This window comes from Mycobacterium sp. PS03-16 (assembly GCF_004570325.1).
In the GTDB taxonomy this organism is placed as follows: Bacteria; Actinomycetota; Actinomycetes; order Mycobacteriales; family Mycobacteriaceae; genus Mycobacterium.
This window is the reverse complement of the sequence record NZ_SPQO01000019.1, coordinates 31,529-47,004: the sequence shown is the minus strand read 5'-3', so window position 1 is coordinate 47,004 and position 15,476 is coordinate 31,529. Positions and strand designations below refer to the sequence as shown.

The 15,476-nt window shown below is 68.6% G+C and carries 13 protein-coding genes; 5 read left to right on the top strand and 8 right to left on the bottom strand.

Going from position 1 to position 15,476, the window contains the following annotated elements; genetic code table 11:
- Window positions 1-116: 116 nt before the first annotated feature.
- A complete protein-coding gene (locus E4P42_RS16860) occupies window positions 117-1,196 on the top strand; it encodes a dihydrodipicolinate reductase (RefSeq protein WP_135127224.1) in 1,080 nt (359 codons plus the stop codon).
- Between the two features lie 5 nt (window positions 1,197-1,201).
- Here E4P42_RS16860 and E4P42_RS16855 read toward each other — a convergent pair whose 3' ends face one another.
- A complete protein-coding gene (locus E4P42_RS16855; RefSeq protein ID WP_135127223.1) occupies window positions 1,202-5,386 on the bottom strand; it encodes a serine/threonine-protein kinase PknK in 4,185 nt (1,394 codons plus the stop codon).
- A 195-nt stretch (window positions 5,387-5,581) separates the two neighbouring features.
- On the opposite strand from E4P42_RS16855, the gene E4P42_RS16850 reads away from it, so the two are divergent.
- Complete coding sequence (locus E4P42_RS16850; RefSeq protein ID WP_135127222.1) at window positions 5,582-6,067, top strand: flavin reductase family protein; 486 nt, start codon at window positions 5,582-5,584, stop codon at window positions 6,065-6,067.
- 11 nt (window positions 6,068-6,078) lie between these two features.
- Here E4P42_RS16850 and E4P42_RS27030 read toward each other — a convergent pair whose 3' ends face one another.
- The 5 genes from E4P42_RS27030 to E4P42_RS16830 all read right to left on the bottom strand — a co-directional run bounded on the left by E4P42_RS27030 (window position 6,079) and on the right by E4P42_RS16830 (window position 10,309).
- A complete protein-coding gene (locus E4P42_RS27030; RefSeq protein ID WP_167759515.1) occupies window positions 6,079-6,240 on the bottom strand; it encodes a hypothetical protein in 162 nt (53 codons plus the stop codon).
- 93 nt (window positions 6,241-6,333) lie between these two features.
- Window positions 6,334-7,089 (bottom strand): succinate dehydrogenase/fumarate reductase iron-sulfur subunit, encoded by a 756-nt coding sequence (locus E4P42_RS16845; protein ID WP_256371159.1) that lies wholly within the window; start codon window positions 7,087-7,089, stop codon window positions 6,334-6,336.
- On the bottom strand, window positions 7,089-9,035 hold the full coding sequence (locus E4P42_RS16840) for a fumarate reductase/succinate dehydrogenase flavoprotein subunit (RefSeq protein ID WP_135127220.1): 1,947 nt from the start codon (window positions 9,033-9,035) through the stop codon (window positions 7,089-7,091). The genes E4P42_RS16845 and E4P42_RS16840 overlap by 1 nt, the downstream gene beginning before the upstream one ends.
- Before the next feature lie 54 nt (window positions 9,036-9,089).
- Complete coding sequence (locus tag E4P42_RS16835) at window positions 9,090-9,908, bottom strand: hypothetical protein (protein ID WP_135127219.1); 819 nt, start codon at window positions 9,906-9,908, stop codon at window positions 9,090-9,092.
- 104 nt (window positions 9,909-10,012) lie between these two features.
- Window positions 10,013-10,309 carry a hypothetical protein gene (locus tag E4P42_RS16830; RefSeq protein WP_135127218.1) on the bottom strand — a complete coding sequence of 99 codons (297 nt, stop codon included), beginning with the start codon at window positions 10,307-10,309 and terminating at the stop codon, window positions 10,013-10,015.
- A gap of 109 nt (window positions 10,310-10,418) precedes the next feature.
- Here E4P42_RS16830 and E4P42_RS16825 point away from each other — a divergent pair, with 109 nt between their 5' ends.
- The gene (locus tag E4P42_RS16825; RefSeq protein ID WP_135127217.1) at window positions 10,419-11,177 is read left to right on the top strand and encodes an isocitrate lyase/phosphoenolpyruvate mutase family protein; all 759 of its coding nucleotides are present in this window, start codon (window positions 10,419-10,421) and stop codon (window positions 11,175-11,177) included.
- 83 nt (window positions 11,178-11,260) lie between these two features.
- Here E4P42_RS16825 and E4P42_RS16820 read toward each other — a convergent pair whose 3' ends face one another.
- Window positions 11,261-11,698, bottom strand: a complete 438-nt coding sequence (locus E4P42_RS16820; protein ID WP_135127216.1) for an Hsp20/alpha crystallin family protein — start codon at window positions 11,696-11,698, stop codon at window positions 11,261-11,263.
- Window positions 11,699-11,902: 204 nt separating this feature from the next.
- On the opposite strand from E4P42_RS16820, the gene nirB reads away from it, so the two are divergent.
- Both nirB and nirD read left to right on the top strand, forming a co-directional pair.
- Window positions 11,903-14,497, top strand: a complete 2,595-nt coding sequence (gene nirB / locus E4P42_RS16815) for a nitrite reductase large subunit NirB (protein ID WP_135127215.1) — start codon at window positions 11,903-11,905, stop codon at window positions 14,495-14,497.
- Entirely contained in the window at window positions 14,494-14,871 is a 378-nt protein-coding gene (nirD, locus tag E4P42_RS16810; RefSeq protein WP_135127214.1) for a nitrite reductase small subunit NirD, read from the top strand. The genes nirB and nirD overlap by 4 nt, the downstream gene beginning before the upstream one ends.
- On the opposite strand, the gene E4P42_RS16805 is transcribed toward nirD, so the two are convergent.
- On the bottom strand, window positions 14,872-15,441 hold the full coding sequence (locus E4P42_RS16805) for a DUF2231 domain-containing protein (RefSeq protein WP_135127213.1): 570 nt from the start codon (window positions 15,439-15,441) through the stop codon (window positions 14,872-14,874).
- Window positions 15,442-15,476 lie beyond the last annotated feature (35 nt).

Sequence of the window (15,476 nt, the reverse complement as noted above, 5' to 3'; positions counted from 1 at the left end):
CCAGCTAATCAACCGAGCAGTTGGCCGACCTGCGGCGCAGGCGCGGAACACCGGACTGACCTGGGATTACGCGGTGATGTGACACTCATCACGTCGATGCCGGATACGGTGTCCGGATGCTGAATGTCGCGGTCTGGGGAACGGGGAACATGGGGTCGACGGCGATCCGGTCACTGACCGGATTCCCGGGTCTGCGACTCGGCGCGGTGATCACGTCGACGGCCGAGAAAGTCGGCCGCGACGCGGCGTCGTTCGCCGGACTCGACACCCCGACCGGGGTCAGCGCCACCGACGACGTCGACGGCGCCCTGGCCGGGTGTGATGCCGTCGCATACATGGGCTCCGGTGACATCCGTCCGGACGAGGCGCTCGCCGACATCGAGCGCTGCCTGCGCGCCGGCGCCCACGTCGTCACGCCGTCGCTGTACTCGCTCTATGACCCTGCATCGGCGCCGGCCGACTGGGTGCAGCGGCTCACCGCCGCGGCCGAGGAGGGTGCGGCCGCCCTACTGGTGAGCGGCGTCGACCCGGGCTGGGCCAACGATGCGTTGGCGGTGCTCGCCGCCGGGCTGTGCACGCGGATCAACACCATCCACTGTCAGGAGATCTTCGACTACTCGACGTATGACCAACCGCATTCTGTGCGGGTGCTCTGTGGTTTCGGTGGCTCGATGGACGACACCCCGATGATGCTGCTGCCGTCGATCCCGACCATGGTGTGGGGCGGCAACCTCCGGCTCATCGGGCGCGGTCTGGGCCTGGAGATCGACGAGATCGCCGAAGACGTGCAGCGCCGCCCGCTGGAGACCGCCGTCGACACCGTGATGGGCCGTTTCGAGACCGGCACCCAGGGGGCGTTCTGGCTGAAGATCATCGGCAAGGCCGGCGGCCGCGAACGCATCGTCATCGACCACATCACCCGCATCCATCCGTCCTGCGCCCCGGACTGGCCGCAACCCGACGAGGGGGTCGGCGACCACCGCGTCATCGTCGACGGGGACCCACAGCTGACGATCGTCACCCGCGCCGACGTCCCCGGCGGCACCCGCGCCGACGGCGGCAACACCACCGCCGCGAACCGGCTGCTCGGCGCAATCGGCTGGCTCGCCCGGCAGAAGCCGGGCCTCTACGACGGCCTCGACGTTCCGCTCAACAGCACCGCGCCCGGATTGCAGGCCACGCGCTGGGCGGACTGAGCGCGTCAGCCGAGGATCGCCTGAGCCCGAACGACCTCGGGCAGCGGGCAATCGGCGGGTAGCCGGCCCACCGCGGCAGCGAGGCCGTCCCGTGCGGTCTCACCGTGGAATGCGAAGGCGTCCAGCGCTGCGCGCAGTTCGAATAGTGGCGCGTCCTGCCTGCGCGCCACCCGCATCGCCGACGCTAGGTCGGCGGCACGGGCATCGGCGTCGCCTCGTGCCCGTGCGCGCGCTCGCAACAGCTCCGGGTCGTGGAAGTGCATTCCGGTGTCGGCGGCGATCTTCAGCCCGGTGGCGATGCGTGCCATTGCCTCGTCCGGCCGACCGGCGGCGGTCAGGAGCTTCCCCAGGATGCAGTCATAGTGGGTCTGATAGATGTAGAGCCCGACCGCGCGCCAGAACTCGACGTACTCGGTCATCGTCGTGATCAGCGCCGCCATCGCGGACTGTTCGGGGTTGGGTTCAGAGAGCGCGACTTCGGCGTCCACCATGCATTGCTCGGTCGCGCCGAACAGCTGCCAGAAGTCGAAGCCGTACGCGTCGGCCTTCTCGATCATCTCGGCGACGAGTGCGCGAGCCCGGTCGAATTGGCCGGCATCGACCCGCATCCAGATCTCCATGTCGATGGCGTTGACGATGTTGTAGGGGCCCAGCGGAACGCCGAGTTCGTCGGCGCGTTGGTGCGCCGACGCCATCGCCCGTTCCGCTCCGTCGAGATCGCCGTGCCAGATCCTGTCCATCGCGAGGTGCTCGTGCGCCATCGACACCGGGTCATGGGGGACGTACCACAGTTCGGCTGTCCGCTGCCGGTCATGGATGTCGACATCGACCAACGCCTTGGCGAAGTAGCCGCGGGCCCTGCTCATGTCACCGCGGACGAAGGCGGTCATTCCCAGCGCCCCGTTGATCGCCGGGCGCAGCCAGCCGCGGCCCATGTCCGGCGCTGATTCCGCGAGCTGCAGCAACTGGTCCGCGCGATCGAGATCGGCGCGAGAGATGTAGTAGCCACTCACCGAGACCAAGGTCGACCACACCTCGTCGTCGCGCAGGTCGGAACCGACGAGCTGGAGGCACCGCTCGAAATCCTCGGCGACAGAGGGGCTCTGGTAACCCTCCATGGCGGCCGCCAGAAACCCGCGCTCGAGCCGCGGCCTGATCTCGCGGCGGTCCCGATCGGCACCGGGAGGGCTTTTCTCGAGCTGCGACAATCCGTGGGTCAGGTAGTTGCGGGCTTCGACGAGCGCGCCGCGCCGACGTGCGGCAGCCGACGCCTCACGGTAGGCCGAGGCCGCATCGATGTGCCGTGCGGCGTTCTCGTAGTGAGAGGCCACCATGCGCCAATCGGGATCGCCGGCAGCCGTCGAAATCAGTGCGTCGGCCACCCTGGCGTGCAGCTCGCGTCGCACCGTCGGCGGGGCCAGTTCGGCGGCGACCTCCCGAAGGAGTTCATGGCGGAATCGCCAGCCCCCGGTGCCCTGCGGTTCGAGGACCAGGGCGTCCTCGAGCTCGTCGAGCACGTCATCGACGTCGTCCTCGGGCAAGCCGGAGACCAGGATCAGCAGGCCTCGATCGACATGCCGACCGATGACCGACGCCGCCTCCACGACCGGAACGACGTTCGGCCGCGTGAGCAACCGGGCGAACAGGGGCTCGTACAGCGGATCCGGTACCGGCGGCCGGTTCTCGTCTTGACTCGTCTGCCCCAATCCGCTGACGACCTGCTCGACGTAGAAGGGAACGCCGTCGCATCGCGCACGCACGGCCGCGCACTCGTCGGCCGTGACGGTCGGATCGAGTGCGTGGACGAGCGCATCCACCTCCTCGTCGGTGAGCGGCGTCAGCTCGAAGAGCTTCGCCGGCCAGGTGCTGCGCAGCCAGTCCCCATGGCGTCCGGTGACCACCACCAGGATCCGGCCGTCGGCGTCACCCAGAAGTCGCCCGATCAAGTCCAACGTGGCGGGGTCGAGCCAGTGGCCGTCCTCCACCACCACCAGTCCGGAACCGTCGCCGAGCGAGCCGAACAGGTACTGCAGCACAGCCTCGAGGATCGACTCCTCGAGCTTGCGGCCTTCGACCGGTGATGCGGCATAACCGCTTTCGGGAGCGATGCCCAGCACCGGTGCCAGCAGGGGGACGAGCGTGGCGGGATCCAAGCCGTGCAGGGTCAGCTCGGAACCCAACCTGTCGAGACGCTCGCGGGGTGGGGTGAGGCGGGTGATGCCGCAGCGACGCTCGAGCAGCGTTCTCACGGGGTGCAGGCCGACATCCGAGTGGAATGGGGATCCGGCGAGCTCGACGACGACGCCGCCGTCGGCCTCGGCGATCTCCATGGCCGCGACCACCAGCCGGCTCTTGCCGATGCCCGCCTCTCCGCGGAGCACGATCCCAGGCGTGGTGAGGGTGCCCGCCTGTGCCCGTCCCCAGCTCTTGCGCAACCGAGACAGTTCCCGTTCCCGGCCCACCAGGGGGCCGCCGGGTCCGCGCGAGGATTCGGCGCGTTCGCACAGCACGCGCGAATGACTGATCAATCCCTTGATGCCCTTGACGGGTGCGGGCGTCAGCGACTCCAGCTCGAAGGCGTCCTTGACGAGCTGCTCGACCGAGTCGGAGACCACCACTGCGCCCGGAGGCGCCAGACCCGACACCCGTGCCGCCATGTTGGCGGCCAGCCCGAACACATCGTCTTGAGCTGTGTCGAGGTACACCAGGCCTCGATGGACCCCGACGCGCACGTCGATCCGGAGCCCGAAGCGGCGCTGAGCCTGATCGCTGAGCCGGGCGACGTCCCGGGTGATCTCCAGTCCCGCCTGGACCGCCCGGCGCACGTCGTTCTCGTGCGCGATCGGATACCCGAACACGATGAGCAGCCCGTCGCCCTTGGTGGAGCCGATGTGGCCTTCATAGCGCTGGACGATCCGCTTCACCTGGTCGCGGTAGCGGCCGACGAGCAGGCGGTAGGTCTCGGGTTCCACTTCGGTCGACAGCACGGTGGAATCGACGAGGTCGGCGAACATCAGCGTCAGCCGACGGATCTCACCGGGGTCGCTGGGCGCGGCCAGCAGATCGTCGGCGTCGAGTTCGCCGTCCGCAGGGTCGAGGACATGCTCGGCGATGGCGGAGGCGGTGGCATGATCGCCGCGGCTGATCGCCGATACCGCGTGCTCCAGCAGCTCGTCGATGGATGCGCCGGCTCGTGCCTGGTTCCGCCCATCGGGCAGCCGGGGAAAGCCGAGCGGCGGTACGTGGTCGACGTTGTCCGGCTGCTGAGCCTGTTGTGCGGCCGTGGACGTGTCGAACGCGGGTGCCGGCTGGGTGCAGACGTCGCGCTGGTGGTCCATGCTCGGCCGGCGGTTGCGGGTACGGGCCGACGGGGCGACCGTGGTCGTCACCGCGGCTCGCGCGGCGTGCGCGAGGTCGAACGTGGTTTGATATCGCTCGTCGGGATCCTTCGCCATGCCCTTGGCGATGACGGCATCGAATTTCGACGACACACCGGAGACCACGGTCGACGGTCGCGGCGGCGGGGTCATCAGGTGCCCCGCGATCTGCTGTTCGACGCTCTCGCCGAGGAACGGCCGGCGTCCGGTCAGGCACTCGTGGAGTACGCAGGCCAATGCGTAGACATCCGACCGGGCGTCACCGCGTCCTTCCCGGAAGCGTTCGGGAGCCATGTAGTGCAAGGTGCCGATGGCCCGGTTGGTCGATGTCAAACCGGTGTCGTCGGGGGCGCGTGCGATGCCGAAGTCGATCAGGTAGGTGAAGTCGAATCTCGCGACCAGGATGTTGGACGGTTTGACGTCGCGGTGGACCAGTCCGATCTCGTGCGCGGCATCCAGCGCGGCAGCCACCTGGTCGATGATCAGGACGGCGCGTGCGGGATCGAGAGGGCCGTCGGTGAGCAGGCTGTGCAGGTCGCGTCCTTCGATCAACCGCATGTCGACGTAGAGACGCCCGTCGATCTCCCCGTAGTCGTGGATCGGTACGACATGAGGTTCGGTGAGCTGCGCGGCCGCGTGCGCCTCACGCCGAAACCGCAGCTGGTAATCGGTGTCCTGCGCGAGGTGGGCGGGGAGCAGCTTCAGTGCGACCGTCCGGTCGGTGGACGTGTCGTGGGCGCGCCAGACCTCGCCCATACCGCCGCGTCCGAGAACCTCGAGCAGCAGGTAGCGCCCGAACGGAGTGCCGTCCACCTGTCTGCCTCCCCGTGCCCATGAGCCATCGACGGCTAATCCACGATAAGGCTGTGAGAAGTCGGTGCACAGCTGTTTGCGCCACCAGAGTGGACTTATGGCTACCTGCAAAGACCATGGTCCGGTGGTCAACGGTTGTGCGTCGGCCGGGGCCGACGCCGCCCGCGCCGTCGCCGTGTGAAGATGGAAACCGCCATGAGTAGCGCAGAGCTCAGCCCGGCCACCCTGCGGGAGGCGTTCGGTCACTTTCCGACCGGCGTCATCGCGATCGCCGCCGAGGTCGACGGTGTCCGCGTCGGGCTGGCGGCGAGCACGTTCGTGCCGGTGTCCCTGGATCCGCCGCTGGTGTCGTTCTGCGTGCAGAACACCTCGACGACGTGGCCGAAGCTCAAGGACCTGCCCCGGCTGGGCATCAGCGTGCTGGGCGAATCACACGACGCGGCGGCCCGCACGCTGGCGGCCAAGGCCGGCGACCGGTTCGCCGGAATGGACACCGAGTCCACCGATCAGGGGGCGGTGTTCATCCACGGCACCAGCGTGTGGCTGGACAGTTCGATCCATCAGCTGGTGGAAGCCGGCGACCACACCATCGTGATCCTGCGCGTCGAGGACATCAACGTGCACCCCGACGTCGCGCCGATCGTGTTCCACCGCAGCACGTTCCGCCGCCTCGACGGCTGACCGGCCGCGGGTCAGGGGCGGGTGGCGAGCTCTTCGCGGTAGCCCTGGATACGGCGCTCGATCTCCTCCGCGTCGTCCGGTCTGCCCTCTTTACGGGCCAGTTCGGCGCGGGTGGACAGCTGCCGGATCGCGGTGCGGATGTCGTTGACGCTCTGGGGATGACTCAGGGTCATGGGGCTGCCTTTCGACGTTGATTGGCCGCTAGACGGAGGCTACCCCCGCACACCCCCGGCTCAATCACGATTCGCTCGCAGTGACCGGCGAACTCAGCTGCGCCGGAACAACTTATTGCCCAGCCACACCACCGGGTCGTACTTGCGGTCGGCGGCGCGCTCCTTCATCGGAATCAGCGCGTTGTCGGTGATCTTGATGTGTTCGGGGCACACCTCGGTGCAGCACTTGGTGATGTTGCAGTAGCCCAGGCCGTGCACCTCCTGCGCGTCCTCGGCGCGGCGTTCGTGCACGTCGAGCGGGTGCATGTCGAGTTCGGCCTGGCGCATCAGGTAGCGCGGACCCGCGAACGCCTTCTTGTTCTCCTCGTGATCACGCACCACGTGACACACGTTCTGGCACAGGAAGCACTCGATGCACTTACGGAACTCCTGTGACCGGTTCACATCCTCCTGCGCCATCCGGTACTCACCGGGCTGCAGATCCTTGGGTGGGGTGAACGCGGGGATCTCGCGGGCCTTCTCGTAGTTGAACGACACGTCGGTCACCAGGTCGCGGATCACCGGGAACGTGCGCAGCGGGGTGACGGTGACGGTCTCGTCCTCCCCGAACGTCGACATCCGGGTCATACACAGCAGCCGCGGCCGGCCGTTGATCTCGGCCGAACACGATCCGCACTTGCCCGCCTTGCAGTTCCACCGCACGGCGAGGTCACCGGCCTGGGTCTGCTGCAGCCGGTGGATGATGTCGAGGACCACCTCACCCTCGTTGACCTCGACGGTGTACTCCTGCAGGCCACCGCCGTCGACGTCACCGCGCCAGACCCGCATGCTCGCGTTGTAGGTGCCCACTAGCTGCTCCGTTCCGGATGCTCGGTCAGTTCGGGATCGGTGTAGTACTTCTCCAGCTCGGACAGCTCGAAACAGCCGAGCAGGTCCGGTCGCATCTTCGGCTGGGGCTCCTTGGTGACGCTGACGTCCGGCACGACGGGATCGTCACCCTCGGTCCGGCACACCAGAAGGGTGTTGCGCCAGTTCGCATCCATCGACGGGTAGTCGTCGCGGGTGTGCCCGCCGCGGCTCTCGGTGCGGGTCAGCGCCGCCTTGGCGACGCATTCGCTGACCAGCAGCATGTTGCGCAGGTCGATCGCCAGGTGCCAGCCGGGGTTGAAGTGCCGGTCGCCCTCGACCTTCATCCGTTTGAACCGCTGCCGCAGCTCGTCGAGCTTGCCGAGCGCCTCGTTGATCTCGTCTTCCTTGCGGATGATGCCGACGAGCTCGTTCATGGTGTCCTGCAGGTCGAGCTGCACCGTGTACGGGTTCTCGGGCTGATCGCCGTTGGACGGACCCTCGAACGGCGCCAGCGCCAGCTTCGTCGCCTCCTCGAGCGCCCCCTCGGACACGGTCGGCCGGTCGGGGAGCGCCCGCACGTAGTCCGCGGCGCCGAGCCCGGCGCGGCGGCCGAACACCAGCAGATCGGACAGCGAGTTGCCGCCCAGCCGGTTGGAGCCGTGCATTCCGCCGGCGCACTCGCCGGCGGCGAAGAGCCCCGGCGTCGCGGCGGCCGCGGTGTCCGGATCGACCTCGATGCCGCCCATCACGTAGTGGCAGGTCGGCCCGACCTCCATCTCGTCGGTGGTGATGTCGACCTCGGCGAGCTCCATGAACTGGTGGTACATCGACGGCAGCCGGCGCTTGATCTCCTCGGTGGAGATGCGCGACGCGATGTCGAGGTAGACGCCGCCGTGCGGGGTGCCGCGACCCTCCTTGACCTCGGTGTTGATCGCGCGGGCCACCTCGTCGCGGGGCAGCAGGTCAGGGGTGCGACGGGCGGAGTCGTTGTCCTTGAGCCACTGGTCGGCCTCTTCCTCGGTCTCGGCGTACTGGCCTTTGAAGACGTCCGGGATGTAGTCGAACATGAACCGCTTGCCCTCGGAGTTCTTCAGCACCCCGCCGTCGCCGCGCACACCCTCGGTGACGAGGATGCCCTTCACGCTGGGCGGCCAGACCATCCCGGTCGGGTGGAACTGGATGAACTCCATGTTGATCAGCGTCGAGCCGGCGCGCAGGGCCAGCGCGTGGCCGTCGCCGGTGTACTCCCACGAGTTCGACGACACCTTGAACGACTTGCCGATGCCGCCGGTCGCGAGCACCACCGCGGGCGCCTCGAACAGCACGAACCGTCCGCTCTCCCGCCAGTACCCGAACGCCCCCGCGATCCGGTCGCCGTCCTTGATCAGGTCGGTGACCGTGCATTCGGCGAACACCCGGATGCGGGCGTCGTAGTCGCCGAGTTCGGCCTTGTCCTCCTGCTGCAGCGAGACGATCTTCTGTTGCAGGGTGCGGATGATCTCCAGGCCGGTGCGGTCACCGACGTGGGCCAGCCGCGCGTAGGTGTGGCCGCCGAAGTTGCGCTGGCTGATCCGGCCGTCCTTCGTCCGGTCGAACAGCGCGCCGTAGGTCTCCAGCTCCCACACCCGGTCCGGCGCCTCCTGCGCGTGCAGTTCGGCCATCCGCCAGTTGTTGAGGAACTTGCCGCCGCGCATGGTGTCGGCGAAGTGGGTCTGCCACGTGTCCTTGGCGTTGGCGTTCTTCATCGCCGCCGCGCAGCCGCCCTCGGCCATCACGGTGTGCGCCTTGCCGAACAACGACTTGCACACCACCGCGACCCGCAGACCGCGTTCGCGCGCCTCGATGACCGCGCGCAGACCCGCGCCGCCGGCGCCGATCACCACCACGTCGTACTGGTGCCGCTCGATTCCGTTGGGGTCGTTGGGCCGGGGATCGGTCGCCGCCATCAATCCTCACTCGTCATGTCGTCACTGTCCGAAAGCTATGGTGCGCAGGCTGGTTCAGCCGATGAATCTCAGATCCGAGATGGTGCCGCCGGCCACCAGCATGATGTAGAAGTCGGTCACCATCAGGGTCCCGAGGGTGATCCACGCGTACAACATGTGCCGGGTGTTGAGCTTGCTCACCTGGGTCCACATCCAGTACCGCACCGGGTGCTTGGAGAAGTGCTTGAGCCGGCCGCCGGTGATGTGGCGGCAGGAGTGGCAGGAGATCGTGTACACCCACAGCAGGATGACGTTGATGACGAGGATGACGTTGCCCAGGCCGAATCCGAAGCCGGTGGGGGAGTGGAACGCCAGGATCGCGTCGTAGGTGTTGATCAGCGAGATGATCACCGCCGCATAGAAGAAGTAGCGGTGCGCGTTCTGGACGATGAGCGGCAGCCTGGTCTCGCCGGTGTACTTCGCATGCGGTTCGGCCACCGCGCAGGCCGGCGGCGACTGCCACACCGACCGGTAGTAGGCCTTGCGGTAGTAGTAGCAGGTCAACCGGAACAGCAGCAGGAACGGCAACGACAGCGCCGCGTAGGGCAGCCACCAGACGTCGGGCAGGATCTGGCCGAAGTGGCTGGCCTCGGGGACGCACCCCGTGCTGATGCACGGTGAGTAGAACGGCGTCAGGTAGTGGTAGTCGGCGACGAAATAGTCGCGCTGCAGGAACGCACGCACCGTCGCATAGATCACGAACGCGGCGAAGCCGAGGTTCGTCAGCAGCGACTGCATCCACCAGCGATCGGTCCGCAGCGTCCGTTGCGGGATCTGGGCACGGCTGGAGGAGAAGACGCCGGAGCCCTTGCGGTCGGCGGTCGGTGCGCTCACGGTGGCCTTTCGGGAAGTCGGTGAAGCAACGTGCGGTACCCCGCCCCGGGCGCGCGGTGACGCACCCTTCGGTGGCGCGGGCGATCGCTCGCCCGCGCCACCGGTCAGCGGGTGCCGCCGAGACCCTCGTCGTCGACGCCGCGCCAGAAGTCGGTGTCGTACTGGGTGTCGGGGATCGGGATCTTCTCGCCGATGTGGCGGTGCCTGCTCATCCCACGGCCGAGTTCGAGCTCCTCGGCGTCGATGTCGAGGCGATCGATGTCGTTGAGGATGCGTTCGGCATCATTGACGATGCGGCGCATGGCCGGTGAATCGCCGTAGCGGGACGCCAGCGTGGTGACGCAACGCCGCAGGCCGCCGATGAGTTCGTGCAGTTCGGCGAATTCGGTGGTGCTGGACAAGCGACCTCCTTGGGCTGAAGGGTGTCATGGATCACAGTACGCACTCGATGCTAGCCACATCACCGACTTAAAAGTGAGACAGATCACGTCTCGTGGGAAGGATGACGCAGTGTCGGACCAGGATCTGCAGCAGCGGGCGCGCCGCCTGCTCGAACTGCACCAGCCGGGAAACCCCGTGGTGCTGCCCACCGTCTGGGACGCGTGGTCGGCCCAGCTCGCGGTCGAGGCCGGGTTCTCGGCCCTGACCGTCGGCAGCCATCCGGTGGCCGATTCGGTCGGGCGTGCCGACCAGGAGGGGATGACGTTCGACGAGTTGCTCACCCGGGTCACCCAGATCACCGGGGCCGTCGACGTCCCGGTGTCGGTGGACATCGAGTCCGGGTACGCCGAGGCGCCCACCCGGCTGATCGAGGGGTTGCTGGGCGCGGGCGCCGTCGGGCTCAACATCGAGGACACCGTGCACAAGGAGGGTGGCCGGCTGCGGTCTTCCGGTGAGCACGCCGAGCTGGTCGGGGCGCTGCGTGCGGCCGCCGACGACGCCGGGGTGCACGTGGTGGTCAACGCCCGCACCGACCTGTTCCTGCGCCAGGACGGCGACGAGGCCGACCGGGTCGAGCGGGCGATCGCGCGGCTCAAGGATGCCGCCGCGGCCGGCGCCGACAGCCTCTATCCGGTGGGTCGCCACGACCCGGACACGCTGCGGCGGCTGACCTCTGAGCTGCCGCTGCCGGTCAACGCGATCGGCCTGCCCGACCAGGACGACCCGGCGTCGTTCGGCCCGCTGGGCGTGGCGCGCATCAGCTTCGGGCCGTTCCTGCAGCGGGCCCTGGGAGAGCGGGCGACCGAACTGCTCACCCGCTGGCGCTGAGCGCGCTTCCCTGCGAGCAGACAGAAAAGTGCCCCGAAACGCGCGTTTCGGGGCACTTCTGCGTCTGCTCGGCAGACGTACGGTTACTTGCTGTCGATCGCGATGCGCTGCGGCCGGCTGCCGGCGTACGCCCCGGCGACCCGCACGCTCAGCACGCCGGCGTCGTAGGACGCGGAGATGGCGTCACCGGTCACGTGCTTGGGCAGCGCGAAGGAGCGGTGGAAGGACCCGTAGCGCATCTCGCGCAGGGTGCGGCCGTCCTTCTCCTCGCTGCGCTCGTCACGGCGCTCGCCGCGGATCACCAGCTGTCCGCGGTCGACCTCCACGGTGACGTCCTTCTCGACGTCGACGCCGGGCAGTTCGACGCGCACGACCGCGTCCTCACCGTCCCTGGCGATCTCGGCGGCCGGGTTGAATCCCGCCGCGCCGGCCCAGTCCTGGGCCGCCGCGGGCCCGAAGAAGTCGCGTACCCAGCGGTCCAGGTCCCAGGCGGGACGTGTCCGCAAAGCCACGTTGCTCATGATGGTCTCCTCGTGTGGTCGTGACCGGCCCCGCGCCGGTCCGCTGCCCTCTATAACTTGAGTCGACCACGCTCATGTTCCCGGTGTCGTTCGCCGTCGGCGAACGTGGGCTCACCGACCGCCGACGGCCGACGTGAGCACACCGTGATGGGGGGATAACACGAGGCGACACATCGGCAATATGGGCTTCCTAGCCTGGCCGGCATGTCAACGAACAACGCCGGTATGGCACCGAAGGAGGTCGTTGTCGTCGGCCACGGCATGGTCGGGCACCGGTTCGTCGAGGCGTTGCGCTCGCGGGACGAAGCCGGGACCTGGCGGGTCACCGTGCTCGCCGAGGAGGCGGACGCCGCCTACGACCGGGTCGGGCTGACCGCCTACACCGAACACTGGGACCGGGTGCGGCTCGCGCTGCCCGGCAACGACTATCCCGGTGACGATCTGGTCGATGTGCGCCTCGGCTGCCGCGTCACCGAGATCGACCGCCCCACCCGCACCGTGCGCACCGCCGACGGCCGGAGCTTCGGTTACGACACGCTGGTGCTGGCCACCGGGTCCTATGCGTTCGTCCCGCCGGTGCCGGGCCGGGATCTGCCGCAGTGCCACGTCTATCGCACGCTCGACGACCTGGATGCCATTCGCGCCGGCGCCCGAACCGCCCTGGAGTCGAAGAACCCGGTCGGCGTCGTGATCGGCGGCGGCCTGCTCGGGCTGGAGGCCGCCAACGCGCTGCGCGACTTCGGGCTGCGCACCCATGTCCTGGAGATGTCACCGCACCTGATGGCGGCCCAGCTCGACGAGGCCGGCGGCGCCGTGCTGACCCGGATGATCCGGGGCCTCGGCATCGAGGTGCACACCGACGTCAGCACCGAGAGCATCCAGCCCGCGCAGCGCAACCAGCCGTTGCGCCGCAAGCAGATCGACGATTCGGTGCGGGTGTCGCTCAACGACGGCACCAGCATCGACGCCGGCGTCGTGATCTTCGCCGCCGGTGTCCGCCCGCGCGACGAACTCGCCCGTGCGGCCGGCCTCGACGTCGCCCAGCGCGGCGGCGTGCTGACCGACCTGTCCTGTGTGAGCAGCGATCCGCATATCTACGCGATCGGCGAGGTGGCCGCCATCGAGGGCCGCTGCTACGGCCTGGTCGGCCCCGGCTACACCAGCGCCGAGGTGGTCGCCGATCGGCTGCTCGGCGGTGCGGCGGAGTTCGGTGAGGCCGATATGTCCACCAAGCTCAAGCTGCTCGGCGTCGACGTCGCGAGTTTCGGTGACGCCAAAGGGCATACGCAGGGCAGTCTCGACGTCGTCGTCAACGATCCGGTCAAGCAGACGTATGCCAAGCTGGTCCTCTCCGACGACGCCAAGACGCTGCTCGGCGGCATCCTGGTCGGCGACGCGTCGGCCTACGGGGTGCTGCGGCCGATGGTCGCGAGCGAGCTGCCGGGCGACCCGCTGTCGCTGATCGCCCCGGCTCAGGATGGTGCGGCGCCGGGCCTGGGTGTCGGCGCGCTACCGGACATCGCGCAGATCTGCTCGTGCAACAACGTCACCAAGGGTGATCTGAAGGACGCGATCTGCGGCGGCTGCACCGATGTGGCCGGGCTCAAGAAGTGCACGCTGGCCGGCACCTCGTGCGGGTCGTGCGTGCCGCTGCTCAAACAGCTGCTCGAAGCCGAGGGCGTCGAGCAGTCCACGGCGCTGTGCGAGCACTTCAGCCAGTCGCGCGCGGAGCTGTTCGAGATCATCAGCGCCACCGAGATCCGCACCTTCTCCGGCCTGATCGAGAAGTTCGGCACCGGAAAGGGTTGCGACATCTGCAAACCCACCGTCGCCTCGATCCTGGCGTCGACGAGCTCCGACCACATCCTGTCCGGCGAGCAGGCCGCGCTGCAGGACAGCAACGACCATTTCCTGGCCAACATCCAGCGCAACGGCAGCTATTCGGTGGTGCCGCGGGTGCCCGGCGGCGACATCACTCCCGAACAGCTGATCCTGATCGGCGAGATCGCCCGCGACTTCGACCTGTACACCAAGATCACCGGCGGCCAGCGCATCGACATGTTCGGCGCCCGGGTCGACCAGCTGCCCGAGATCTGGCGCCGGCTGGTCGAAGGCGGGATGGAGTCCGGTCAGGCGTACGGAAAATCGTTGCGCACCGTGAAGAGTTGCGTCGGCAGCGACTGGTGCCGCTACGGCCAGCAGGATTCGGTGCAGATGGCGATCAACCTCGAACTGCGCTACCGCGGGCTGCGCGCCCCGCACAAGATCAAGATGGGGGTGTCGGGGTGCGCCCGGGAATGCGCGGAGGCCCGCGGCAAGGACGTCGGGGTCATCGCCACCGAGACCGGCTGGAACCTCTACGTCTGCGGCAACGGCGGGATGACGCCCAAACACGCGCAACTGCTCGCCGGTGACCTGGACGACGAGACGCTGATCCGCTACATCGACCGGTTCCTGATGTTCTACATCCGCACCGCCGACCGGTTGCAGCGCACGGCGCCCTGGCTGGAGGCCCTGCCGGGTGGCCTGGACCATCTACGCGACGTCGTCTGCCACGACTCCCTGGGCCTGGCAACCGAATTCGAGGCGGCGATGGCCCGCCACGTCGACGGGTACGCGTGCGAGTGGAAGGGCGTGCTGCAGGACCCGGACAAGCTCTCGCGGTTCGTGTCGTTCGTCAACGCCCCAGACGTCGCCGACCCGACCGTCACGTTCACCGAGAACTCCGGCCGCAAGGTGCCTGCCGGACCCGTCGCCATCGGCATGCCCACCGTCCGACCCCTTCAGGAGACCCCGTGACCGTTCTCGACGACCGCACCGACCGTGCCCCCGGCCAGGTCTCGCCGTGGACCGTGGCCTGCCGCGTCGACCAGTTGATCCCCGGCCGCGGCGTGGGCGTGCTGCTGCCCGGCGGGGCGCAGGCCGCGCTGTTCCGGCTCGACGACGGCAGCCTGCACGCCGTCGGCAACATCGACCCGTTCTCCGGTGCGGCGGTGATGTCGCGCGGGCTGACCGGTGACCGCGCGGGGCGCGCCGTCGTGCAGTCACCGATCAAGAAGCAGGCGTTCGCCTTCGACGACGGCCGCTGCCTCGACGATCCGTCGGTGGCGCTACCGGTGTACCGCACGCGGCTCACCGCCGACGGCTACGTCGAGATCGGCGCGCAGGCCTAGTCAGGCGGCGCGGGTGAACTCGACCGGGGCGCGGTGGGTGACCGCGCGCACGGGGTTCCACCGGAACATGCCCGCGCCCTGCGCGTAGGACAGGTGCCCGCCGAGTGCACCACCGACGCTGATCGCGGTGAGCCCCAGCAGGGTGTAGACCCGTGCGGCGCGCAGCCGTTCGCGGCGGTAGGCGCGGTAGGACAGCCCGAACAACGCCACGCCGACGGCATTCGACCCGGCGTGCACCAGGCCGACCCGGCGCTGACGCGTGTTGAGCAGGGCGTAGTCGGCCCAGCCGGCCAGCACGGTCGGCGGGGTGGCGGCCAGTCCGACCGCGAGCAGCCGGCGGGCCGTGGTCGGATCCTTGAACAGCACGTCGAACACCGCCGAGGTCATCCACGTCCCGATCGGCAGGGTGATCAGCAGCGGATGCACGGGGTGTCCCAGCCAGGAGCCGCGCAGTGCCCGCCCGAGCCCCGCGCCGTCGATCAGCTGACCGGCCACCCGGGCACTGGTGTCGGCCGCGCCGTCGAGTGCGGACGCGTCTTCGACGCGGGTCAGGATGCGATGCAGATTCATGCCTGTCGAGGTACCCCGTGGGGTGCCGGCAAATC